Source organism: Sphaerothrix gracilis Ecp01, assembly GCF_030405905.1.
Lineage (GTDB): Bacteria > Cyanobacteriota > Cyanobacteriia > Phormidesmidales > Phormidesmidaceae > Sphaerothrix > Sphaerothrix gracilis.
Window position 1 is genome coordinate 128,251 of record NZ_JASATW010000014.1, and the last position, 21,094, is coordinate 149,344.

The following is a 21,094-nucleotide window of genomic DNA, read 5'->3' on the forward strand; positions in this document are numbered from 1 at the left end:
AGGTTGACTCAAAACGTCAATAAGACTGACCTAAAATGTCAGCTATCCCCCTCTTCGAGCGCTACGTGGACACCTGCTACTTAGTTTCGGTCAAATTGATTCACGGAATTTTGGCAGCCGCAGAGCGAGCCGATCTGCCTGTAGGGATTTTACTGAAAAAAGCAGGACTCACGGCTGAGGGGCTAGCAGATGCAGATAGTCGGCTACCCCATGCCAAGCTAGCAGCCCTGTGGCAGGCGATCGCCCAGGTTGCTCCAGATCCCTGCATTGGGGCGATGTTAGCGGAGCTGACTGAGCTAGAAGCCTTCAACGTTACCGGCTATGCCATGACCCACAGTCCCACGCTGGCGAAGGCTCTCGATCGGCTCGTGCGCTACAGTCGGCTGCTGCATGAGGGCCTCACGTTTGCCCTAACAGTTGAGGCTAAAACGGCTTGCCTCACCCACACGGCAATTAATCCGACGCTGATGCTGCCTGCCATCAGCGGTAGCTGGACGCTGGCTAACTTAGTGCTGTGGGCGCGGCGGAGTTTGGGCGATCGCTGGTCGCCTATCAGCATTAGGCTGCAGCAGGTTAGGCCGTTAGATCTGTCGGTTTATCAGCGGGTTTTTAAGTCCGACTTGGCGTTTAGCTGTGCTGAAAACAGCCTGGTATTTGATGCCGACTGGCTGGAAGCGCCGCTGGTCAATGCCAATCCAGGACTGTGCGACCTGCTTGATCGCTACGCCGAAACGCTGCTGAGCCAGCTCCCCCAGTCGGATACAGTACTCAATCAAATCCGTCACCTAATGACGGTAGAACTACGAGGCCGTGAACCCAGACTAGAGGCGATCGCCCAGAAGTTGGGCTATTCTCCCCGCACGCTGCAGCGTAAGCTGGAGCAGGCCAACACCTCCTTCCAGCAGCTTTTAGATGAAATGCGCCGCGAACTGGCGTTTCAGTATTTGCGAGATCCTCAGCTCACCACCAGCGAAATTGCTTTCCTGCTGGGGTTTTCTGAAAACAGTGCCTTCAACCGGGCCTTTCGTCGCTGGACAGGCCATACGCCCGGTGAATTTCGGCTCGCCTGCCGCTGAACCATGCCATCATCTGCAAGCTAGGGCAGCTCTCCAAAATAAACGCCGTAGGGTGGTAATTCTATGCGATCGCCCTGCCGCTGATAGTCAAAGCCGGTTTCAGGCTTGTCCTGACAGTCAGGGTGCTGGGCTAAGCTCAGTTCTACAGGTTCAAAGCTGAGATTAAAAGCGCACAGCAGTTTTTGTTCGTCGCTGTGACGGACGAAGGCCAAGACCGGCTCTGCTGTTTCTAGCAGGGTAAGCTGGCCCTGGCGCAGGGCAGGCTGCTGGCTACGCCAGCGAATCAGTTGCCGGTATTTGTGCAGCAGGGAGTTAGGATCGACCTCTTGGACATTTACGGCATGAGCCAAATGCTCAGCCGGGACGGGCAGCCAAGGGTCAACCGCCGTGGTGAAGCCGCCGTGGGGCTGGTCTTTGTGCCAGGGCATGGGCGTGCGGGAACCATCACGACCCAGAATTGAGGGATAGCCAGCAATGCCAAAGGGATCCTGCATTTTCTCAAAGGGAATGTCCGCCTGGGTCAGCCCCAACTCGTCCCCCTGATAGATACAGCAGCTACCACGCAGGGAAATCAGCAGCGCCACAAACAGGTGATCAAATTCTTCCTGAATATCCTCAGAGACATGAAACTTGCTCCAGCGGCTCTTGAGCCGGGGGAAATCGTGGGTACCGGCTGTCCAGCAAATCACGCCGTCCGCAAAAGCTGCTTCAACCCGCGCAATCATCTGGTGGAGTCGTTCCTGGGTCAGCGGCTCATCGTTCATCAGGGATGAGTTGTAGGCCATGTGGAGGCGATCGCGGCCCTGTACGTATTCGCTAGAGGTCGCGATGGTGTCCTCGGCGCTGCTAATTTCGGCCAAGGTGGTAGTGCCTGGATATTCCTCCATGAGCTGCCGAATCGGCTGCAGCACGTCATCAATATTGGGCTGGCAGAAATTGTAGAGATTGAGCTGGGAAAAGAAAGGATCGCTGGGGGAGGCTCCAGCCGGTCGTGGCTTATCCGGGGGCCGCTGGGGATTGTCTCGCAATTGGCGATCGTAGAGAAAGAAGTTGACGACATCCAGGCGGAAACCATCGACGCCCAAATCTAGCCAGAAGCGACCTACCTGTTTAATTGCCTCAATCACCTCCGGGTTATACCAGTTGAGGTCGGGCTGCTCCACCAGGAAATTGTGCAAATAGTACTGCTGGCGGCGAGGTTCCCAGGTCCAAACGCTACCACCGAAAGTGGCCAGCCAGTTGGTAGGGGGCGTACCGTCCGGCTTGGGGTCAGCCCAAACGTACCAGTCAGCTTTGGGATTGTCTTTGCTGCTGCGGCTTTCCTGAAACCAGGGATGCTGGTCGGAGGTATGGTTCCACACCTGATCAATCAGCACTTTCAAGCCGCGATCGTGGGCTGCCGCCAGGATGTTTTGAAAGTCTGGCAGCGTACCAAATATGGGATCAACCGCGCAGTAGTCAGAGATGTCGTAGCCAAAGTCTTTCATCGGCGACTTGAAGAAAGGCGAGATCCAAACCGCATCAACCCCCAGAGACGCCACGTAGTCAATCTTCGCTAAGATACCGCCGAGATCTCCCACCCCATCGCCGCTGCTGTCCATGAAGCTGCGGGGGTAAATTTGGTAAATTACCGCGCTGCGCCACCAGTCGGGCGACTGCTCACGGCTAAGAACGATAGGAGATTGTGATTCAACGACCATAGGCTTGAATTGACTAAATAACTGCTTGTTTTTCTAGAGGTGCGCCCAAGATTCTGGCTGCTAAAGCTGCTGAGCCAGTCGGATTCCCTGACGCACCATCTGGCTGGCATAGCCCCACTCATTGTCATACCAGCTCATAATCTTGACTAAATCGCCATCGACCACCTGAGTCATGGTTAAGTCTACGATGGAGGCTCTGTCATCTTGAATGATGTCGGCAGAGACGATTGGATCTTCAGAAACACCCAAAACGCCCCGATAGCGATCCGTTTCGGCCTCATCGCGGAAAATCTGATTCAGCTCTTCTACCTGTACCGGGCGATCGCAGACGAAAACCATATCAGAGATAGAGCCAACGGGCACCGGGCCGCGCACCGCAACGCCGTTGAACTTGCCTTTGAGTTCAGGCAGGACTTCTGTAGTGGCGATCGCCGCGCCGGTACTGGTCGGGACGAAGTTAGCCGCCGCTGCCCGTCCCCGCCGATACTTAGAGCTGGGCGCATCCACAATCGCCTGACTGGAAGTGTAGGCATGAATTGTGGTCATAATTGCCTTTTTGATGCCGACCCGTCGCTGCATTACCTCTACAACCGGGGCGATGCAGTTAGTGGTACAGCTCGCACAAGAAACCGTTTTGGCCTCATCGGCGCTCTGCTGATTAATTCCGTAAACGACGGTGGCAATGCCCTCGCTCTTGGCTGGAGCCGATAAGACAACGCGCTTAGCTCCGGCCTGCAGGTGCTTTTCGAGCCCTTCCTGCTTACGAAAGACGCCGGTGCATTCAAACACGACCTCGATCCCCAGATCGCTCCAGGGGAGCTGGGCCGGATCTTTCTCGCCAAAGACCTTATAGGTTGTATCCCCAATCGTCAAGCTGCCTTCATCTGCCGTCACCGACTGGGAATAGCGTCCGTAGACGGTATCATATTTCAGCAAATAGGCCAGATTGCTGGGATCCACCAGGTCATTGATCGCAACCAGCTCTAATTCTGGCCGCTCTACAATAATTTTCAGCGCTGCCCGACCGATGCGTCCCAGGCCGTTGATTGCCACACGGACCATAAGCTCCCCTTCAAACTCGCTATACTTTAGTCCTGCTTACTGGCGATAATCTGGATCTGTCCAGCAAACGGGTAGCTGCTCTCCAGACGGAAAAACTAGCTTGGTTTTGCTGACGCTCTCTGGCGGCTGCTCTTCCTGTCCGGCTTGAGGCTGACCAGTGACTTCGTTCTCAACCGGATTAAATAAGGCTTCCGTATCGGTGACCTTAAACAAAATCCCGGTTTCTTTGTTCTGCATAAGCATGGTAAAACTCCTCAAACTTGCTAAATTTAGACGCTGATCTGGCCGTGTTTTAAGCTGCATCGCGCTCGTGGGCGCGGGCAGGAGGGCTGGTAGCCTCAACGGCGGTGAAAGCCTCTAAGATGCGATAGGTATGAGAAGCCTGCTGCGGTACGACCCAGGAATCACCGGGCTGAAGCTGAGTTACTTTGCCTTCCAAATGCAGCTCGGCCTTACCTGCAATCACGTAGCCGACCGTTTCATAGTCGCGCCGGGTTTCAGGTTTGGGTTCGCTGGGAGCTTCTTCTTGCCACAGGCGCATCGCGAGCTTGTCGCCTGCCGCTAGGTAAGCCTGACCCATTTTGCCGGTCGTGGCGTTTTGCTCGTTAGTTTTTGAGATGGAAGCCTCTGGCATATGAATTTAATTCCTTCAAAATGTAATTAGAACAGTTGCCTCACAGAGCGTCGTCAACGCACGGGCAATCTGACTCGACCATAAAAAAAAGCGGGTGCGCTGGCGTCCTTCTGTAGAGAGAACTTGCCCCGGCAGGAAAGCAAATATCAGTAGCTAGTTAGAGTACATAGAATTGTTTTTTGGCTAGGGTGGCAATGACAGCGATCGCAAAGTAGCTTTCACAGCAGGCGATCGCCAATACGAATTTCGCTGACGGTTTAAAAATTTATATGACTCATCCAAAATCCCAATCTGCAGCAGACGAGCAGGCAAAGCAGCAGGCTGCTGACGAGAAAACAGTTGATCCTCAAGACTTGGTCTACAACAGCGAAACTGGCCAACATCCTCAAGAAGTCGTTGAGAATCCGGCTGTCACCCCGCAGATGCTCAACGATCCTGAGACTTCCAGAGCGGGCTTTATTCGCGAAGACCGAGACGAATAACTAATCATCTGCGATCGCTCCGATCGCTCCGCAGATTGCTCTGTTGCAGTTTGGCCTTTTGGCGCAATTCTGCGGCAGCTAATGAAGCGGGATCGTGGCGGAGTTCGCAACAGAAATATTCCAAATATTCCAAGTAAAGTAAGGAGCTTAGATGGCAGACCAGCGACCCCAAGAACAACAGCAAGGACACAAAACGGCAGGCAATCCAGAACAGCCGAATACAGCTCCCAAACAGCAGGCGGAAGCGGCTTCTATGACGGAAGCTGTTCGCGTGGGCGCAGAGGATAACAGCGTTGCTGCAGGTGCTGCCGTTGCCAATAGCCATGAGTACAGCGCCGCTGGGGCTTCCACGGTGGGCGGCGACCCAGACGCCATGACCGATCAGGCCAAAGTGGTAGGAGAAGAAGCGGTGGGCGGCACCACGCCAACGCCTGACCAAAACGTAGTCGATGACATTGGCGAAGCGATGGGCATTGAAGCGGTGGACGAAAAACCGCTAGAAATTACCGAGCGGATGCACGCCCGCGATCGCGAACGAGCTGAGCTAGATCCCCTAGCACGGGGTAATAATCCCCCAGTTTAGTCCAAGCGTAATGCTCACCTCAATTCAGTATGTGTATTAAGGAGTATGCTCATCCAACGGATGACTTCAGACTTTAATTCTTATCATTGCAACGAGCCAATCCTAGATTCCTTTTCGGAAACCTGGGATTTAGGGTTGGCTCTCTTGAGCATTAGATATACCCGCAACAACAGACACTAAAATGCTTCCCAACTCCCGGTAAACCCGTTTACCCATTTCAGTTTGCTTGAGTGAATCTGCTTCAACTAAGTCTGTTAGATTACCATCAGCATCCGTAAAATATATAAGCTCATGCTGGTGTAAAGCTTCGTACATGCGCGAATCATCGGCGGAGAGAGTTGTGCTTTTCAGATTGACGCCTATTCCCGCTAACCACAGAACACACTCGAGTTCGTCTCGATTTAGCTTCTTGATAAGTTTATATGCGTCAGGATCTTGTACGCTAAAAAGATCGCTAGGGATTAGAATCTCGTTGTCCCCAACTCTAATTATCGTTGTCTTAGAAAGACGATATAGAATGGTACTTAACTCTGTACTAAAAGAAATAGCTAAAATTAAGACAACAAAGGGCCAAAAGATCTTCGATACAAGCGCTGTTGTAATATCGTACTTATCAATAAAAGCAGAGTTTAGAAGCCGAGATGAGAAAGATGTATTACTCGCAGGAATTTCATGCTCCTTCTGATTGGCTTCTTTTTGCTTGTCCATAATATTTAGACTAATTCATTTTTGAATAGCCACTGTCAGAATCTAAAAGCTCTTATTTTCAAAGATAAATCGCCGGCTTTACGCAAAGCACGAGTTAACAATTCCTATTCGTTACTGCTGAGATTCGCTTATAGAGGCTTGCATACCTTCTCGCCATTAACTATTTCCCATTCACCTGGCTTCCCGTTTTCCGTCACACATTCTCCAGCTACTGCTAGATGCACTCTACCAGTGGTAACTTCTCTGATACTGATTTCAACTTCATAAGTGTCTCTTTCAGGCGTTACATTTGACTCTACAATTTCTCTAACTAAATCGTTTATTCTAATGCTGACGATTGGATCCAAACTAACAATTGAATCCAGCGAAGTCTCATTTGTCATCTCTATAAACCCTGATTCAGTACTGTAAATAGCCTCAATACTACCTAAGTTTTAGGATATCTCGCTCTCAGTTTTTCTCAGAGTTTTTAAAGAAAAATTTACTGCACCGTCAGGATACTGTTATTTAGCGATAAGAATAGAATCAAGCACTTCCTGCTTAAGAACCGCCAAGTGAGTTAGGGTAAGTGACTAATGTCAAGGAAATGAGCAAACAGTAACTCTTGTAAAGCCATCTCGTAATGATTTATCCTCGACTCTCTTCTTTAGTACTGCCCCTACACAAAAGCCGATTTAGAGGGGGAAAGGATTAAGCGCCAAATTTCTGTAGCCGTCCCGCGTTGGCTAGCGCTAGCCCAATTAGGTGCAGCCCCGGACGAATGCCCAGCATTCCCTGGCGGCAATTGTATTCATCATAGTGGGCCACGCCGTCTACCCGCACATGGGGACTATAAATCATCAGCGGTACCGGGTGCCAGCTATGTTTGCCCATTGTCGCTGGCGTTGAGTGATCTGCCGTCACCACCAGTACGTCAGGCACCAGCGTCGTGATTAGCGGCAGCAACCGATCTACCGTCTCAATCAGCGAGACTTTGCTGTCAAAATCGGCATCTTCTCCCAGGCTGTCAGACTTTTTCACATGGACAAAGAAAAAGTCGTAGTCCTTGCTGTAGTGAGTCTGTAGCGCTTTAAAGCGAGCCTCAATGCCGCCGGGCGGATCGACTAAATCCATGCCGACCATGCGACTGACGCCGCGATACATGGGATAGTCAGCAATGCAGAGTCCTTTGAGCTTAAAGCGCTCCTGCAAAGACGGCAGCGGTTCATAGCGCTCAAATCCGCGCAATAAGACCATATTGGCTGGGTCTTCATCTGCTAAAACTTCTCTGACCTGTTCAAGGAAGGAGCGCACTAGCTTTTCTGTAAGTACCGCATCTTCGTCTTTAGCCTTTGGTTCAGCCGGAGGTATGCCCGTCTGCTGCGGATCGGTATCTCGCAGGTTTCCGCCTAAATTTTTACCCCGCAGGACCAGTACGGCGCGGTGTTCGCTGACGGTTTCAAAGAAAAAAGTGCCGTCAAAGTCAAGGCTGACGCGATCGCGAATTTTTTGAGTGAGCTTTTTATTCAAGTCGGTGGCAATGCGGCCCGCCCGGCGATCGCTCACCTTGCCCGCTTCATCCACCGTGGCAAAGTTGACCCGCGCCGCTACGTCGCCCGCCTGTAAATCAAAGTCAATGCCCAGAGCCGACAGAACCCCCCGGCCAATCCGATAGGCTAGCGGGTTATAGCCAAACAGGGATAGGTGGCCTGGCCCGCTGCCGGGGGTAATACCTGGCCCGACAATTTCTAGTAGACCGCAGCTCGACTCCTTGGCTAGCTGATCTAAATTACGGGTGTCAGCCACCTGTAGCTCAGTGCCGCCCCGCTCAGCGTCTGGGAGTCCGCCAACGCCGTCTAAAATTAGATAGACAATTTTTCCGCCCCTTTCCCAAGCAAGATCTTCCCAAATTTTTGTAATATCCATATTTGTGAATAGGGCTGGCTAATATGACACGTCGCTCATGCCTCGCGTTATACCAGATCTTAGAGGCGCTAAAGAAACTCCCAAAGGATAGAGGTCTTTACCTAGCGCCTAATCTTTCGCTCAATTAATTCGTCGTTAGAGATTTTTGAGGCTATAACCATGTCGCCCAACTCCGATTCGGACAGTCCCAATTCAGGGACAACTCGCTCTGCCGACGTTTGGTCTGATCTGCGGGCCGTCAAGCGCCTAGAACATACGCAGCAAGACGTCAGCTCTTTGCAAACGGCTATTCACCACCTGCAACAGCGCTGGCTGATCAGCGTGATTCTGTTAGGCACAGTTGCGATCGCTTTGGGAATTGGTCTAGCGTTTACCTACAGCCAGGTGCGCTCACTGCAGCAGCAACTGCAAAGTCAGGCTGAGCTGACTGAGACGCCTTAGCTGAGGTTTAGCTGCGATCGCCCCTGACAAAAGCTTGTGTAGAAATTCTGATTTATCATGTCTGATTCGACCGTCTCTGACTCAACCGCTGCCGACAGCGCTGCCCCATCTGTGCCCCCTGCCAGCGAGTCTTCTAGCAGTCTGGTACGGGCCTCGACTGCCGACACCCACCTAGAAGAACTTGCCCGCGAAGTGCTGGAGCTGAAGCTAGCAGCGCTCTCCGAAACTAATACGGCAGAAAAGTCTGTTCAGCAACTGCGGCGGCGCTTAGGTCGGCTCAGAATTAGCCTATTGTTGACGTTTATTTTGTTTGGCGGCCTCGTTACCTGGCAGCTCTTTAGCTCCCGCAGCCAGCAGATTCAAATTGCCCAAATGCAGGCTCAGCTGGCGGCGATCGATACAACTCAGCCGGAGCAGGTCGCGGCGATCGCCAACCAGGTCACCACCCTACAGCGGCAGGTACCCAACAATCTGCCTAATGTTCTAGAGCGCTATCAGCAGGATATTCAAGCCCTACAAACGACAGTTGAGGAACTGGACGAAAACGTGGGCGATCGCCAGCGCACCCTGGTCGTATTGACCCAAGCGCTGCAGGACATCTTGGCAGAAGATATCGCCACCCCCTCTCCCGAACCATCCCCCCCAGCAGCTACTGAGGAAACAGTAGAATCTGAAGAGTAAAACCTTATGGCTCGAACGTTAAGCCAAGTAAGTATAGCGGCTGAGGCTGTGCTCGTAGTTTTGTAGCAGCATTTGAGACTCCTGCAGGGTAATTTTTTGGTCCTGCAAGGCCCGCTCGGCGCGGCGACGGAGCTGTTCAATCAGATCCTCAGAATCGTACTGCACATAGCCTAGCACCTGGTTCATCGTGTCTCCTTTGACGACATGCTCCACCTGATAACCCTTCGGCGTCAGGTGAATGTGTACCGCGTTGGTATCGCCAAACAGGTTGTGCAGATTGCCCATAATTTCCTGGTAGGCTCCATTGAGGAACATGCCCAGATAGTAGGGTTCGTGGGGCCGCAGCGGATGCAGCTCTAGGACCGGCTTCACGTCCCGCAGATCGATAAACTGCTCAATTTTGCCGTCGCTGTCACAGGTGAGGTCGGCGAGGGTGCCCCGGCAGGTGGGTTCTTCGTTCAGGCGATGAATTGGCAGGATGGGAAAGAGCTGGTCAATGGCCCAGCTATCGGGGGCCGACTGAAAGACTGAGAGGTTGACGTAGTAGATCGAGGCCATGATCTTTTCGAGATCTTCGAGATCGTCTGGCACGTAGTCCTCATGGCGCACAATCCCTAAAATCCTCTCACAGCAGGCCCAAAACAGCCGCTCGGCCTTGGCCCGCTCCCGTAGCCCCAGATAGCCAAAGCTAAAGAGGCTCGTGGCCTCTTCTTTGAACTGCACCGCGTCGTGGTAAGCCTCTTGGTAATTGCGGGGACTGATTGAGGTATAAGTTTCATAGAGGTTGCGGACAATCAGGTGATCGTCTTCGCTGGCGGGTTCTGGGGGGCCGCTGGGGACATCGCTGGTGCCCAGCACGTCGAAAACCAAGAGCGACTGATGAGAGGCGATCGCCCGGCCACTCTCACTCACTAACGTCGGCAGGGACACGCCGCTGGCCTCGCAGGCTTCTTTCACCTCGGCCACAATGTCATTGGCGTAGTTTTGAATGCTGTAATTTTTGGAGGCGTGGAAGTTGGTCTTAGAGCCGTCGTAGTCTACTCCCAGACCGCCGCCCACGTCCAGGTAGCCCATCTTGGCCCCCAGCTTGGCTAGCTCCACATAGATCTGCGCCGCTTCCCGCAAAGCATCTTTGAGGGTGCTAATGGCGGAAATTTGGGAGCCAATGTGAAAATGGAGGAGCTGCAGGCAGTCCAGCATGTCGGCTTCTCTCAGCCGCTCAACCGCCGTCAGAATTTCTAGCACCGTCAGGCCAAACTTAGCGCGATCGCCTGCTGAAACGCCCCAGCGCCCCATGCCTCGGGTACTGAGCTTAGCCCGCACCCCCAAAATTGGCTGAATTCCCAGACGGCGCTTAGCCTCAATTACCAGCTCCACCTCTTCCAGCTGCTCCAGCACGATAATCGGGGTTTGCCCTAGCCGCTGGCTGAGCATGGCGGTTTCAATGTATTCCCGGTCTTTATAGCCGTTGCAGATCAGCAGCGCCCCCGGCGTGTCCAACATGGCTAGGGCAATCATCAGCTCCGGCTTGGATCCCGCTTCGAGGCCGAAACGATGAGGCTTGCCGAAGCGCACCAAATCTTCGACCAGGTGACGCTGCTGGTTGCACTTGACCGGAAACACGCCACGATACTCACCGCTGTAACGATAGCGGGCGATCGCTTTGGCAAAGCAGGCATTGAGCCGTTCTAGCCGGTCTTCTAAAATATCGGAGAAGCGAATCAAAATCGGCAGGCTCAAGTTACGCTGCTTCAGCGCTTCTACCAGCTCAAACAGGTCAAGCGAGCCGCCGCGATCGCCCCTGGGTGAAACTGTAATGTGTCCGGCAGCGTTGATTGAAAAATAGGGATCGCCCCAGCCACGAATGCGATAAAGCTCTTCGCTATTTTCTAGCGTCCACATCGGTTTTAGGGCTGAAGGAGGGGCTAAACGCTCACTAGAAGCCTGATATTTTTCCCGCAACAGTTCTACCCGCTGTTCTACTTCCATGAGTGACTCCTCCTTAAGTATGCCTACCGAATAGACAGTTTATCTGCCTAAACTGCCCAAAAACCACCCCACTGCGAAGGATCCTCATGCTGAGGTATTTCACGGAAGTCTGATAGCAGCCGATTGGGGAGATGAGTAATTCCAATCAGAGGCTACGTAGATTTACTCTATCTAAGTCTAAAAAGTTGCCGTTTAACTAAAAGAAGCCGCGGCTATTTGATGAATTTTCGGTGAACCCACTTGTAGGCTTTGGTCAAATTTCCATAACCTTAAAGAAAGTATCATCTAAAATTCATACAGAAGACCTGATCAATTCGTCATGGTGCCTGGATAGCTCAGTGAGTTTACCGGCACCCTTTAAAAGCAGCATTTTTATGACTTCTCCTAAAGTTTCTAAATCTCGAACGCTAGTGGCTCATCGCCCCGCTGCTACCGCTACCCGGCAGCAGGGAACCGCTCGCGGCGGTCGGATCGCTGGCAGTTTGCTGCTAGATATCGCCTGGATTTTAGCCACAGCGGCGATCGCTTACGGCATTAGCAGCGTCATTGCCTTGGTAGCAACGCTCGGTCTTGGCAGCAGTGTCTCTGTCACAGCCCTGCAAGGAATCTCAGTTTTTGCGCTGGTTGCCAGTGCCGTGGTTTTTCTGCTGCAGGATATTCTGCGTCTGTTTAGTCCTCGCCTCTGCCTGCCGCTGGAATACTCGACGGCTAAGGCCAATAGCATTTACTGGCAGCGGCTCCAGATCTCTCTGCTAGCGGTTTCCTTTAGCCTGATTCTGATTACCGTTGGCGTCGCTTTCCCGCGCATGGTCTTAGTTTCACGGCTGTTTATTGCTGCCATCTTTGCCCTGACAATTCTAGCGGTCCGTAAAAGCATTCCTGCCGCCAAGGTCGGTTTTATCACCTCTGTCGGCATCTTCATTGCCACCGTTGTCACTATCTTTGTAGTTAAAGCGACCGTCGCTTCTGAGGCTCAGTCTAACGCCGCGCCCTATCCCAGTCTGCCAGCAGAGCGTTTGAGCTAAGATTCGCGCTGCTGCCGCTCCGCTAGCTTCAGCAAAATCTCGGCGTGAACTGTGCGGGTAATGGGATAGAAATAGGCCAAAATCAGGCCGATAATCAAGCAAATGGTGGGCAGCGGGCCGATGGCAATACGAATCGCTAGCAGGGCTGAGTCGGGCTGTACGGGGATGGGCTGTCCGGCGACGCTTTCCTGAAAGCCGGAGAGTTCCAGCGCCTGTCCCACCAAAAACAGGCCGATGGCTAAGCCAAACTTCTGCAGCAGCACCATAAAGCCGTAGAAAATGCCCTCCCGCCGCTTGCCCGTCTGCAGCTCATCAAGGTCAATCACGTCCGGCATCATCGACCAGGGAATCAGGTAGGCCGTGGAAACGCCCAGTCCGGCAATAACGGCTAGTCCATACATCAGGCCAACCTGACCGGGCTGTAAAAAGAACAGGCCAGCCTGTGCCCCAATCCACAGCACCATGCCCATAAAGTAGACGGCCTTTTTCCCTACCCGGTTGCTAATCGCCCCCCAAATAAACAGCATGATCAGCGCCGTTCCCTGGACTGCTAGAGCGACTTGGGTAAACACGGCCTCCGGCTGGCCCATCCAGTTGACCACAAAGTAGGGAATGATGGCCGCCGTCACCTGCACCCCCAGCCAGGAGCAGAGATAAATACCAATGACGTACAGAAAGGGGCGATTGCGTAAGGCAATCCGCAACTGCTCGGTAAACGGGGTATCGTCTACGGCCTGCTCTCCACGATCGCGGCCCGTAGCGGCATAGCTACGGCTCCAGGTTCCCCAGACGCACCAAAAGAGAGAGGCCACTGACAGCACCGCACAGATGCTGGCCAGCAGCGTATACTGGCCGACCGGATTACCGGCCATCTGAGAAAAGATGATCTGGGCCAAAACCAGAGAGAGAATGCTGCCGCCTAGCGAGAAAGCAAAGCGAAAGCTGTTCAAGCTGGTGCGCTCGTTGTAGTCTGACGTTAGCTCTGGGGTGAGGGCGGTATAAGGCAGGTTAACGGCGGTGTAGGCAATATTGAACAAGACTGAAACCAGCACGTAGTAGGCAAACAGCACCCAGGCATTAGTCGAGGGCACCAGCCACTGCACGATAAACAACAGGCCAAAGGGCACCGCGCCAAACATCATCCAGGGGTAGCGCCGACCCCAGCGCGACTGGGTGCGATCGCTCAGCACGCCCACAATCGGGTCATTGATGGCATCCCACACCTTACCAATCAGCAGGATGCTGCCCGCGAGTGCTGGGTTGAGGCCGGCTACGTTGGTGAAGAAAAATAGCAGGAAAAAAGCCAGAACATTGGCGGTCATGGCGGGGCCAAGATCCCCGGCCCCATAGGCCAGCTTAGTGGGGAAGCTGAGTTTTTCACTGCCTGCTGGAGTTTTGTCGGCTGGGGAAGGGGTCATAGACTTAAGCCATAAACAATAGCCTGCCAGCGCGATCGCCTTTTATGCCGAGCAGCTACACCTAAATTCACTGCTTTCGGATAAGATCGGGATTTATGTCGCTCTCTGGCGCTTCACCATTATCAATAGACTATGTCCGATCTGTATATCACCTGGTCAGACTATCACCAGAAAATTGAGCAATTAGCAATTCAAGTTTACGAGTCAGGGTGGCAGTTTAACCAAATTGTCTGTTTAGCCAAAGGCGGCGTGCGGATTGGAGATATCCTCTGTCGCCTATTTGATCTGCCTCTGGCTATTCTCTCTACGGCTTCCTACAGCGGCCCCAATAATCAGCAGCGCGGCGCGATCACTTTTTCGCGGGATCTCAGCATGACGACGGCGAGCTTGGGGAGCCGGGTACTGGTCGTTGATGATCTGGTGGATTCGGGCCTGAGTTTGGAGCGATCGCTGGTGTGGCTCGATCGCAAGTATGGTTTTTATATTGACGAAGTGAAAACGGCAGTGCTGTGGTATAAGGACTGCTCGGTGATTAAGCCGGACTTCTATGTGGACTACCTGCCGGATAATCCCTGGATTCATCAGCCGTTTGAGAAATATGAGCGACTGGAGCTGAGCCAGCTCGCAGCAAACCATCAGGCGGCTGCCACGGCGAAGACCTCTAGCGCTTCTTGAAATCAGCTGCCCCGTTTAAATCCGCTAGGTTAATTCTTGCCAAAATCGACGCTCACTCAGTAGAAGGGGGGCCGCAACTGGAAAATACCGCAGGGTGTGCTGCCAAAAAACTACCCGGTAGGTTTTACGCTACCGGGCGCTGGCATAGGTTCCTGACTTTAGCTTTAGGCAGTCGCGTGTTGCTCTAGCAGCTCCGCGATCGCCTGATGTTCCAGCGGCGGCTCGGCCGGAATTGGCTGGCGGGTATCGGTGATTAGCCAGTCAAGGGCTGCTGCCTGCATGTCGATGGAAGCGCCGAGCTTATCAACGCAGTAGCGGCCAAACACCAGCTTATCGATGAGGCGGACGCCGGAGCCGATGCGGGAGTACTCAAAAATGACGCTCTTATCCACAACGGCGCCGCTGCAGATACAGCAGTTGCGGCCAATGGCGCTAGGGCCAATGATGGTCGCGCCGTCTTCGATGTGTGCCATACCGCCGATAAAGACTGGCCCTTCCACATGTACCTTATCCCAATTGACCTTAACATTCAGGCCCGTAAAGACGCCGGGTTTAACTTCCTGTCCCGGAATTTTGACGCCTTTCACTTTGCCAGTCAGCACGTCCTGAATTGCCTGCCAGTAGTCAGGCACTTTGCCAATGTCCACCCACTCAAAATTCATGTTGATGCCATAGAACGGGGCACCGGCTGCTACCAGCTTCGGAAACAGATCGCCGCCGATGTCGAATTCTTGACCGGAAGGAATGTAGTCAAAAATTTCGGGTTCAAAAATATAGATACCCGTGTTGATGTTGGTGCTGAGAGCCTCTTCAACAGCAGGCTTTTCTTGGAAAGACTGAATTCGCCCCTCCTCGTCAGTGACAACAACCCCATAGCTAGGCACCTGCATCAGGGGAACCGACTTCATCACGATGGTAGCGACAGAGCCTTTTTCCCGGTGCTGGCGCACGGCCTCGGTCAGATCCAAATCAATCAGGGCATCTCCGCAAAGCACGATGAACGTATCGTCAAAGAAGGGAGAAAAATCCTGAATTTTTTTCATGCCGCCGGCAGAGCCAATGGCCTTACCGACTAGCTCCCCTTCTTCGATGACGCCTTCAAAAGAGTAAGCAAGCTGAACCCCAAATCGCTGACCGTCCTGAAAATAGCCTTCGATTTCATGGGCGAGGTGGCTGACATTCACCATGATTTGGTCAAACCCGTGATTGCGCAGCAGCTCTAGCAGAAACTCCATCACGGGCTTCTGCAAAATGGGAATCATCGGTTTGGGAATCGTGTAGGTGATAGGACGTACACGAGTCCCCTTGCCCGCTGCCAAAATCATGGCTTTCATAGAAACTTCTCTCTGTTGCAATCTGCTATTAGTACACGGTTAGAAAAATTTGAGCTGCTAATTCGCAGTCCTGTAAAACAGGAAACCCACATTCAAGCTAATGCTATCAGTGCCTATACGGATCTGCCCAGATTCATGGGGGTGGTTTAAGGACTCATTACAGAGGGCTTACTTTTTGCAAACGGGCTGCAAACTCTATTCCCAAACCCTTCATAACTTCCTCAGATTTTTTGCCTATAACCATAAGTGAAGGGTTTGAGGTCAGGTTGTTCCCAGTCTGTCTCAGGTTTGTACGTCCAGTCCTACAGACCTTCTTCCCCTCAAAAAGGAGGTTATTGATGAAACGCATTCTAGCCGCTATAGAAAAATCAGATCTCAGTCAGGCTGCTCTCCAAGAAGCGATCGCGCTGGCTAAAGCACTCTCCGCTCGGCTATTGCTGCTGCACGTCTTATCCGGCAACGAGTCAGGCTATCCAGAAACGCCAGCCTTGCCTAGCTTGCCCTACTACTCTGAGTTTGATGAAACGCTGTGGCGCAACTATCGCCAGGATTGTCAGACCTTTTCTAACCGTTACCGTGAATGGCTGGGTCGGGAAGCTGAAACAGCCCGTGAAGCGGGTATTACCGTGGACTATGACCAGCTTTCGGGACAGCCTGGACGAGCCATTTGTGATTTTGCCAAAAGCTGGAATGCAGATTTGATCATTCTGGGAAGTCGCCGCCGCACCGGCCTGAGCGAACTGCTGCTAGGTAGCGTCAGCAACTATGTCATGCATCATGCGTCCTGCTCGGTTCTCATCGTCCATCCCCGCCAGACGGTAGCAGCGGCTCGAACAGCGACGCCAGCTTCGGCGGCAGCCTAATGCATAGCCCAAAATTATCGTCAGATAGTCGCTAGCTCAGTTTCAGAGGCCGTATGTTTCAAAAAATCTTAGTCGCTGTCGATCGCTCCTCAGCCAGCCAGCCCGTCCTGGCCGAGGCGATCGCCCTAGCCCAGGCTGTCCGCGCCAGCCTCATGCTGCTGCATGTGCTGGCACCTGATGAAGAAGGCAGTCCCGGTTTGCCCGTGCATCCTTATGCGTCCTACTATCCGGTGATGAACGACTCGGTTTGGCAAACCTATCGCCGTCAGTGGGATGTCTACGAAGCGGAAATGCTGGACTGGCTGAAGCAGCAGGCCGACATAGCGATCGCGGCTGGAATTAGCACTGAATTCAGCCAGAGTTCGGGGAGTCCTGGCAAGATTATTTGTGAGGCTGCCCACAGCTGGGGGGCTGAGCTAATCATTGTCGGCAGCCGTGGTCGTTCGGGGCTGCAGGAACTGCTGCTGGGCAGCGTCAGCAATTATGTCATGCATCACGCTGACTGCTCGGTTCTTGTCGTGCATCCTGAAAATCAGACGACAGCATCGGCCAGTCAGGCTGAACAAGCTGAAGCGATCGCTTGACGGAGCATTTTCTACTTTTCAGACAAATACTTTTCAGACAAAAATGGAGTTGCGCAGCAGCACAACTCCCATAGCCTCAGACTCTAAATGTTGAATAAGCTAGAACTTATCGAGGCGTAATCGCATCACCGGCGCGATTTGGACCACGACTGGCTTCATCGCCAATGAAGTCTCCAGCTTCTTCAAACGCTTCCCCAACCTTCTCTAGGATATTGGCGTTGGGATTTGAGCGATCAATTACGTCTTGACGCTGGGCAGGAATCTGAGTGGCCTGACGCTTCAGCTCTTCCTGGCTGACATCGCCAATGTCGTATTGAGTCTTTTCGCCATTAGAGTCGGGGTAAATCAGGTTCAGCTCGCGGGCGACCAGCGTTCCTGAGGGCAGATCCGCCGCTAGGCTAGCAGCGGGCAGAGCCAGCAGGCTCAGGAGGCCGACTAAGGTAACAGAAAACATAGCCGCTAAGGGCAAACGCCGTACAGCTTTAATTAACCAGTTCATAGATGAATTCCTCTAAGTTTTCAGAATTTAGCAGCAAGCTCAACTAACTAACTCGCCTTTGGTAGTGTAAAAACTTGCGCCTCTAAAAAGCTTCCGGCAGAAGAAAGACTTTAGCGTCGATTGCCAAAGTCCCGTCAGCAGCGACTTTAGGGTGTTTGAGACGGTTATCCTACCCTCAAATGGGCAGACATCCCGGTAGCGACATCCCCCAGAAAGATTTGTATCTGCGTCAAGATCAGCCTAGAGGCTATGTCTTTTGAGAGAATTCAACCCCGCTATGAGATGCCAGCTCTGCGATCGCGACTGCGAAAAGATCACGCTGCACCATCTTGTTCCTCGTCAGCAGACCAAACGCAAAAAGCAAGACCCCGGCCCCACTGCCGAAATTTGCGCGCCCTGCCATAAGCAAATTCATACTTTATTTGCAAATGCCTATCTAGCCCGCGAATTAAACACCCTAGAAAAACTAGCTGCCGAGCCACAAATGGCCCGCTTTTTAACCTGGATACGCAAGCAAGATCCCAATAAGCGGGTCAAAGCCAGTCGAGGGCGCTAGCCGCCGCTGGCAAGAGAGCAGCTTTTAAGCAGCTTCAGCAGGCTGCGGCTCGTCCCAGTCGGGCGATAAGCCTTCGGGTGAAACCAGGCGGCGATCGCCTCGCAGCTTGCTAATCGCTGTCATCTCATCGGCTGACAGCTCAAAGTTGAAAATGTCAAAGTTTTGGCTGACGTGCTCTGGATTGGCCGAGCGCGGAATAGCCACAATGCCTTGCTGAATCAGCCAGCGCAGCGTCACCTGGGCCGCGTTTTTGCCATGCTGCTGGGCAATTTGGCTTAGGGTTTCATCCTGAAAGATGCGGCCCTTGGCGATAGGGCGATAGGCCGTAACCATCATGTCTAGATCGTGGGCGGCTTGAATCACGCGATCCTGATTGAGGTAGGGGTGATATTCAATCTGGTTGGTAATCAGCTTGCCCTGACCGCAAATCTCGACGGCCTGCTGCATCAGGTCAATGGTAAAGTTGCTGAGGCCGATGAAGCGAGTTTTGCCAGCGTTTTGCACCGTCATTAGGGCCTCTAAGGTTTCGGATAAAGGCACGTCAGGATTGGGCCAGTGCAGCAGCAGCAGGTCGATATAGTCTATGCCTAGCTTTTGCAAGCTGTCGTCTACAGACTGGATTAGCTTTGGGCGGCTGAAGCGATCGGGCCAGACTTTGGTGGTGACAAAGACGTGAGCGCGGGGCAGCCCTGAAGCGAGGATCCCGTGACCGACAGCGGCTTCGTTGTCATAGGCTTGGGCGGTGTCAATGTGGCGGTAACCAAGGCGCAGAGCGTGCTTAACGATTTCAGTGGCGGTGTTGCCGGTGAGCTGGTAGGTGCCTAATCCTATCAGGGGAATATTTCCGGTGGCGGCGGCGCTAGTCATTTCTAACCTGAGTGTGTGCTACAGGGCCGATAGTAGCGCTGGGCAAAAAGCGATCGCATCCCCCTTTAGATCACAGGAGCAGCGATCGCTCGGTTGAAACCCGGTAATTTTTCCTTGACGCTTGCGCTCTAACTGCCTAAAATCACCCGCCTGCCGCCCGTTATTCGGGAGCAGTATTCAGGGAAGCCTCTTGAGGTTCGCGCCAGAACGTTAGCTCGCGGCTGATCGGCTTCAGCTCCGTGTTGGGATAGTAGAACTGCACGATGCGAGCGGCATTCCAGCCCAGCTCACCTAAATGATAGGCTCCTGTTTGACTCATGCCAACCCCGTGCCCCCAGCCACCGCCGACAAATCGGTAGCCTTTAAGCACTGGAGGAGCGCTGCTTGCGCCTTCACTGGCTGGCGTTTCGTAGACAGGATCAAGATAGAACAGCAGGCTACGAGGCGCAGACAGCGCCCGAATAATCTCGTCTTTTTCCAGCTCAATCACGCCCAAGTCGCTCTGTACAGCCAAGCGCTGAATCCGGCCTCCGGCAGATCGCTCCGCCACCTGTAGCTGGCTAACTTGGGTGAGATTCGCCAGCGGGTGCTGCCGCCTTTGCAGATAGGTTTGCAAATCCTGGGTGATTTCGGTCAAATCGCTCTCTGCCTGCCAGCGAAACAGCTCCCAGTCGTCTTCGTTGAATCCCTGCTCGATAGCCAGAAAAGCCCGAATATTGGCCTCCTCAGACAGGGGCTTTTGGCTCAAATCCCAAACCCCTTGCACAGAGTCGATTACAGATCGCAGATAAGGCCGATCGGGGCCGTTCCAAACGTCGCTAAACTTGGCGGTAACGCCGCCGGTGGTAGAGGAGTAGAGGGCGTCAATCAGCTCGTCCTCATAGGTCAAGACTAGCCCTTGGGTAGCCGCGATGGCGCGATCGCTGGCCGTGGCTGCCCCGCTGATGCCGAAATAGACCTGGCACTGGGTATCGGCGCAGAGATGGTAGTTATCAACGGCAAACCGACGCAAGTTCCGCAGGGCGTAGGTGCGGGCGAGAATAGCCTGCGCCTCAATTGTGGCGGGCGGTGCCCCTAGGCCAATTTCATAGGGTACGACGCCCCGCAGGTAGGTTTCAATCGGCACCTCGTTGACTAGGGTATAGGTGCCATAGGTGTTGGGCTGCAGCACCAGGTCGCCGCCATAAAGCTTGCGATCGCGGCTTCCTTCTCCTGCCACCACGCGAATGCGGCGATTAGGGGCGGTAATTTCAAGGCGATCGCGGCTGTAGCGATAGCCGTTGGCGATAAAAGCCGCTTTGGGAATGGCCGTGACCACTTCGCTGTCGAGAAAAACCTGATCAAAGCCACGGGACTGCACGTTCTTGATCAGCAGTCGCCGCAGCAAGGGGGTAGCATAAATTTCCCGCTTGGCCCAAACTTCCCAACCGTTGGGCTGGGCAACTTCTACTTCAATACCGCGATCGCGCCACTGATTAGCGCTGTCCTCGGCGCTTTCAAAGCTGCGGTGGGTGCTGAGAACGACCCGCTCCTGCAGGGCCGGTTTAGGCAAAGGCTGGAGGCCAATATCGAGCTTAACCTGATTAGTCGTGACGGTTTGGGTTTGCCCCCCCGTCTCGAACGTGAGCGTGAGGGCACCCTCGAGCGGCTCAATCATCAGCTCATCGTCCTCAGCTTCCCCAAAGCGCTGGACAATACCGACGCGGATTTCCGGGTTCTGCGGGGTTTGAGCCGCGACCGGACAAACGCTGGTGGCTAACCACAGGGTTGCTCCAGTCAGCAGCCAGCGCAGCGGTTGAGGTCGGGTTGGTTGAGACTGCCCGTTCAGCATCGCCACCATATCCATCAGAGCATTCAGCAAAAAATATCGTTAGTCAGCAAAGGCTGAGATAGCAGCATTCTAGCCTAGCGATCGCCCCCCGTGTCAGCGGATATAACCACCGCAAAGCAGCGGCTTCAAATAGGCTTGTTGGGATGGGGCGCGGGAGAGGGTTTCTGCTCTTGCCGGAGGC

The 21,094-nt window shown here is 53.4% G+C and carries 23 protein-coding genes; 10 read left to right on the top strand and 13 right to left on the bottom strand.

The window, feature by feature from the left end; all coding sequences use genetic code 11:
• Positions 1 to 35 precede the first annotated feature (35 nt).
• Entirely contained in the window at positions 36 to 1,076 is a 1,041-nt protein-coding gene (locus QJQ48_RS16770; RefSeq protein ID WP_346292390.1) for an AraC family transcriptional regulator, read from the top strand.
• Positions 1,077 to 1,096: 20 nt separating this feature from the next.
• Here the strand turns inward: QJQ48_RS16770 and QJQ48_RS16775 are convergent, their stop codons facing one another.
• The 4 genes from QJQ48_RS16775 to QJQ48_RS16790 are packed head-to-tail and all read right to left on the bottom strand — an operon-like array spanning position 1,097 to position 4,472.
• On the bottom strand, positions 1,097 to 2,776 hold the full coding sequence (locus QJQ48_RS16775; protein WP_346292391.1) for an alpha-glucosidase family protein: 1,680 nt from the start codon (positions 2,774 to 2,776) through the stop codon (positions 1,097 to 1,099).
• 60 nt (positions 2,777 to 2,836) lie between these two features.
• Positions 2,837 to 3,838, bottom strand: a complete 1,002-nt coding sequence (gene gap / locus QJQ48_RS16780) for a type I glyceraldehyde-3-phosphate dehydrogenase (RefSeq protein WP_346292392.1) — start codon at positions 3,836 to 3,838, stop codon at positions 2,837 to 2,839.
• A 36-nt stretch (positions 3,839 to 3,874) separates the two neighbouring features.
• Positions 3,875 to 4,081, bottom strand: coding sequence for an acetyltransferase (locus QJQ48_RS16785; protein WP_346292393.1), 207 nt, complete (start codon positions 4,079 to 4,081; stop codon positions 3,875 to 3,877).
• A gap of 49 nt (positions 4,082 to 4,130) precedes the next feature.
• Positions 4,131 to 4,472: a cupin domain-containing protein gene (locus QJQ48_RS16790; RefSeq protein ID WP_346292394.1), complete on the bottom strand. Its 342-nt coding sequence runs from the start codon at positions 4,470 to 4,472 to the stop codon at positions 4,131 to 4,133.
• A 269-nt stretch (positions 4,473 to 4,741) separates the two neighbouring features.
• On the opposite strand from QJQ48_RS16790, the gene QJQ48_RS16795 reads away from it, so the two are divergent.
• Together QJQ48_RS16795 and QJQ48_RS16800 are read left to right on the top strand one after the other, a co-directional pair.
• On the top strand, positions 4,742 to 4,954 hold the full coding sequence (locus QJQ48_RS16795) for a hypothetical protein (RefSeq protein ID WP_346292395.1): 213 nt from the start codon (positions 4,742 to 4,744) through the stop codon (positions 4,952 to 4,954).
• Positions 4,955 to 5,105: 151 nt separating this feature from the next.
• Positions 5,106 to 5,537, top strand: coding sequence for a DUF6335 family protein (locus QJQ48_RS16800; RefSeq protein ID WP_346292396.1), 432 nt, complete (start codon positions 5,106 to 5,108; stop codon positions 5,535 to 5,537).
• 129 nt (positions 5,538 to 5,666) lie between these two features.
• Here the strand turns inward: QJQ48_RS16800 and QJQ48_RS16805 are convergent, their stop codons facing one another.
• From QJQ48_RS16805 to QJQ48_RS16815, 3 genes are all read right to left on the bottom strand, one after another.
• Complete coding sequence (locus QJQ48_RS16805) at positions 5,667 to 6,245, bottom strand: hypothetical protein (RefSeq protein WP_346292397.1); 579 nt, start codon at positions 6,243 to 6,245, stop codon at positions 5,667 to 5,669.
• A gap of 128 nt (positions 6,246 to 6,373) precedes the next feature.
• Entirely contained in the window at positions 6,374 to 6,628 is a 255-nt protein-coding gene (locus QJQ48_RS16810) for a hypothetical protein (RefSeq protein ID WP_346292398.1), read from the bottom strand.
• 307 nt (positions 6,629 to 6,935) lie between these two features.
• A complete protein-coding gene (locus QJQ48_RS16815; RefSeq protein ID WP_346292399.1) occupies positions 6,936 to 8,150 on the bottom strand; it encodes a 2,3-bisphosphoglycerate-independent phosphoglycerate mutase in 1,215 nt (404 codons plus the stop codon).
• Positions 8,151 to 8,309: 159 nt separating this feature from the next.
• On the opposite strand from QJQ48_RS16815, the gene QJQ48_RS16820 reads away from it, so the two are divergent.
• Together QJQ48_RS16820 and QJQ48_RS16825 are read left to right on the top strand one after the other, a co-directional pair.
• Entirely contained in the window at positions 8,310 to 8,591 is a 282-nt protein-coding gene (locus QJQ48_RS16820; protein WP_346292400.1) for a hypothetical protein, read from the top strand.
• A 57-nt stretch (positions 8,592 to 8,648) separates the two neighbouring features.
• Positions 8,649 to 9,272 (top strand): hypothetical protein, encoded by a 624-nt coding sequence (locus QJQ48_RS16825; RefSeq protein ID WP_346292401.1) that lies wholly within the window; start codon positions 8,649 to 8,651, stop codon positions 9,270 to 9,272.
• A gap of 18 nt (positions 9,273 to 9,290) precedes the next feature.
• On the opposite strand, the gene speA is transcribed toward QJQ48_RS16825, so the two are convergent.
• Positions 9,291 to 11,261: a biosynthetic arginine decarboxylase gene (gene speA, locus QJQ48_RS16830; RefSeq protein ID WP_346292402.1), complete on the bottom strand. Its 1,971-nt coding sequence runs from the start codon at positions 11,259 to 11,261 to the stop codon at positions 9,291 to 9,293.
• A gap of 374 nt (positions 11,262 to 11,635) precedes the next feature.
• On the opposite strand from speA, the gene QJQ48_RS16835 reads away from it, so the two are divergent.
• Positions 11,636 to 12,286: a hypothetical protein gene (locus QJQ48_RS16835; RefSeq protein WP_346292403.1), complete on the top strand. Its 651-nt coding sequence runs from the start codon at positions 11,636 to 11,638 to the stop codon at positions 12,284 to 12,286.
• Here the strand turns inward: QJQ48_RS16835 and QJQ48_RS16840 are convergent.
• Positions 12,283 to 13,704, bottom strand: a complete 1,422-nt coding sequence (locus tag QJQ48_RS16840; protein ID WP_346292404.1) for an MFS transporter — start codon at positions 13,702 to 13,704, stop codon at positions 12,283 to 12,285. The two genes, QJQ48_RS16835 and QJQ48_RS16840, sit on opposite strands and share 4 nt — an antisense overlap.
• A 132-nt stretch (positions 13,705 to 13,836) precedes the next feature.
• On the opposite strand from QJQ48_RS16840, the gene QJQ48_RS16845 reads away from it, so the two are divergent.
• Positions 13,837 to 14,379, top strand: a complete 543-nt coding sequence (locus tag QJQ48_RS16845) for a phosphoribosyltransferase (protein ID WP_346292405.1) — start codon at positions 13,837 to 13,839, stop codon at positions 14,377 to 14,379.
• Between the two features lie 164 nt (positions 14,380 to 14,543).
• Here QJQ48_RS16845 and QJQ48_RS16850 read toward each other — a convergent pair whose 3' ends face one another.
• Positions 14,544 to 15,713, bottom strand: a complete 1,170-nt coding sequence (locus tag QJQ48_RS16850) for a nucleotidyltransferase family protein (protein WP_346292406.1) — start codon at positions 15,711 to 15,713, stop codon at positions 14,544 to 14,546.
• 338 nt (positions 15,714 to 16,051) lie between these two features.
• Between QJQ48_RS16850 and QJQ48_RS16855 the strand changes: the two genes are divergently transcribed.
• Positions 16,052 to 16,576, top strand: a complete 525-nt coding sequence (locus tag QJQ48_RS16855) for a universal stress protein (RefSeq protein ID WP_346292407.1) — start codon at positions 16,052 to 16,054, stop codon at positions 16,574 to 16,576.
• Between the two features lie 53 nt (positions 16,577 to 16,629).
• Positions 16,630 to 17,160, top strand: coding sequence for a universal stress protein (locus QJQ48_RS16860; RefSeq protein ID WP_346292408.1), 531 nt, complete (start codon positions 16,630 to 16,632; stop codon positions 17,158 to 17,160).
• A gap of 106 nt (positions 17,161 to 17,266) precedes the next feature.
• Here the strand turns inward: QJQ48_RS16860 and QJQ48_RS16865 are convergent, their stop codons facing one another.
• Entirely contained in the window at positions 17,267 to 17,659 is a 393-nt protein-coding gene (locus QJQ48_RS16865; protein WP_346292409.1) for a hypothetical protein, read from the bottom strand.
• Between the two features lie 277 nt (positions 17,660 to 17,936).
• On the opposite strand from QJQ48_RS16865, the gene QJQ48_RS16870 reads away from it, so the two are divergent.
• Entirely contained in the window at positions 17,937 to 18,215 is a 279-nt protein-coding gene (locus QJQ48_RS16870) for an HNH endonuclease (RefSeq protein ID WP_346292410.1), read from the top strand.
• 24 nt (positions 18,216 to 18,239) lie between these two features.
• On the opposite strand, the gene QJQ48_RS16875 is transcribed toward QJQ48_RS16870, so the two are convergent.
• Both QJQ48_RS16875 and QJQ48_RS16880 read right to left on the bottom strand, forming a co-directional pair.
• Entirely contained in the window at positions 18,240 to 19,082 is an 843-nt protein-coding gene (locus QJQ48_RS16875; RefSeq protein WP_346292411.1) for an aldo/keto reductase, read from the bottom strand.
• A gap of 160 nt (positions 19,083 to 19,242) precedes the next feature.
• Positions 19,243 to 20,943, bottom strand: coding sequence for a SpoIID/LytB domain-containing protein (locus tag QJQ48_RS16880; RefSeq protein WP_346292412.1), 1,701 nt, complete (start codon positions 20,941 to 20,943; stop codon positions 19,243 to 19,245).
• Positions 20,944 to 21,094: the final 151 nt, after the last annotated feature.

What these genes read in the sequence shown, in the direction of transcription:
- QJQ48_RS16770 (WP_346292390.1), top strand. Translation starts at nt 36, where the DNA reads ATGTCAGCTATCCCCCTCTTCGAGCGCTACGTGGACACCTGCTACTTA.
- QJQ48_RS16850 (WP_346292406.1), bottom strand. Translation starts at nt 15,713, where the DNA reads ATGAAAGCCATGATTTTGGCAGCGGGCAAGGGGACTCGTGTACGTCCT.
- QJQ48_RS16875 (WP_346292411.1), bottom strand. Translation starts at nt 19,082, where the DNA reads ATGACTAGCGCCGCCGCCACCGGAAATATTCCCCTGATAGGATTAGGC.
- QJQ48_RS16795 (WP_346292395.1), top strand. Translation starts at nt 4,742, where the DNA reads ATGACTCATCCAAAATCCCAATCTGCAGCAGACGAGCAGGCAAAGCAG.
- QJQ48_RS16800 (WP_346292396.1), top strand. Translation starts at nt 5,106, where the DNA reads ATGGCAGACCAGCGACCCCAAGAACAACAGCAAGGACACAAAACGGCA.
- QJQ48_RS16790 (WP_346292394.1), bottom strand. Translation starts at nt 4,472, where the DNA reads ATGCCAGAGGCTTCCATCTCAAAAACTAACGAGCAAAACGCCACGACC.
- QJQ48_RS16815 (WP_346292399.1), bottom strand. Translation starts at nt 8,150, where the DNA reads ATGGATATTACAAAAATTTGGGAAGATCTTGCTTGGGAAAGGGGCGGA.
- gap (WP_346292392.1), bottom strand. Translation starts at nt 3,838, where the DNA reads ATGGTCCGTGTGGCAATCAACGGCCTGGGACGCATCGGTCGGGCAGCG.
- QJQ48_RS16835 (WP_346292403.1), top strand. Translation starts at nt 11,636, where the DNA reads ATGACTTCTCCTAAAGTTTCTAAATCTCGAACGCTAGTGGCTCATCGC.
- QJQ48_RS16820 (WP_346292400.1), top strand. Translation starts at nt 8,310, where the DNA reads ATGTCGCCCAACTCCGATTCGGACAGTCCCAATTCAGGGACAACTCGC.
- QJQ48_RS16855 (WP_346292407.1), top strand. Translation starts at nt 16,052, where the DNA reads ATGAAACGCATTCTAGCCGCTATAGAAAAATCAGATCTCAGTCAGGCT.
- QJQ48_RS16775 (WP_346292391.1), bottom strand. Translation starts at nt 2,776, where the DNA reads ATGGTCGTTGAATCACAATCTCCTATCGTTCTTAGCCGTGAGCAGTCG.
- QJQ48_RS16845 (WP_346292405.1), top strand. Translation starts at nt 13,837, where the DNA reads ATGTCCGATCTGTATATCACCTGGTCAGACTATCACCAGAAAATTGAG.
- QJQ48_RS16840 (WP_346292404.1), bottom strand. Translation starts at nt 13,704, where the DNA reads ATGACCCCTTCCCCAGCCGACAAAACTCCAGCAGGCAGTGAAAAACTC.
- QJQ48_RS16810 (WP_346292398.1), bottom strand. Translation starts at nt 6,628, where the DNA reads ATGACAAATGAGACTTCGCTGGATTCAATTGTTAGTTTGGATCCAATC.
- QJQ48_RS16870 (WP_346292410.1), top strand. Translation starts at nt 17,937, where the DNA reads ATGAGATGCCAGCTCTGCGATCGCGACTGCGAAAAGATCACGCTGCAC.
- speA (WP_346292402.1), bottom strand. Translation starts at nt 11,261, where the DNA reads ATGGAAGTAGAACAGCGGGTAGAACTGTTGCGGGAAAAATATCAGGCT.
- QJQ48_RS16785 (WP_346292393.1), bottom strand. Translation starts at nt 4,081, where the DNA reads ATGCTTATGCAGAACAAAGAAACCGGGATTTTGTTTAAGGTCACCGAT.
- QJQ48_RS16805 (WP_346292397.1), bottom strand. Translation starts at nt 6,245, where the DNA reads ATGGACAAGCAAAAAGAAGCCAATCAGAAGGAGCATGAAATTCCTGCG.
- QJQ48_RS16825 (WP_346292401.1), top strand. Translation starts at nt 8,649, where the DNA reads ATGTCTGATTCGACCGTCTCTGACTCAACCGCTGCCGACAGCGCTGCC.
- QJQ48_RS16865 (WP_346292409.1), bottom strand. Translation starts at nt 17,659, where the DNA reads ATGAACTGGTTAATTAAAGCTGTACGGCGTTTGCCCTTAGCGGCTATG.
- QJQ48_RS16860 (WP_346292408.1), top strand. Translation starts at nt 16,630, where the DNA reads ATGTTTCAAAAAATCTTAGTCGCTGTCGATCGCTCCTCAGCCAGCCAG.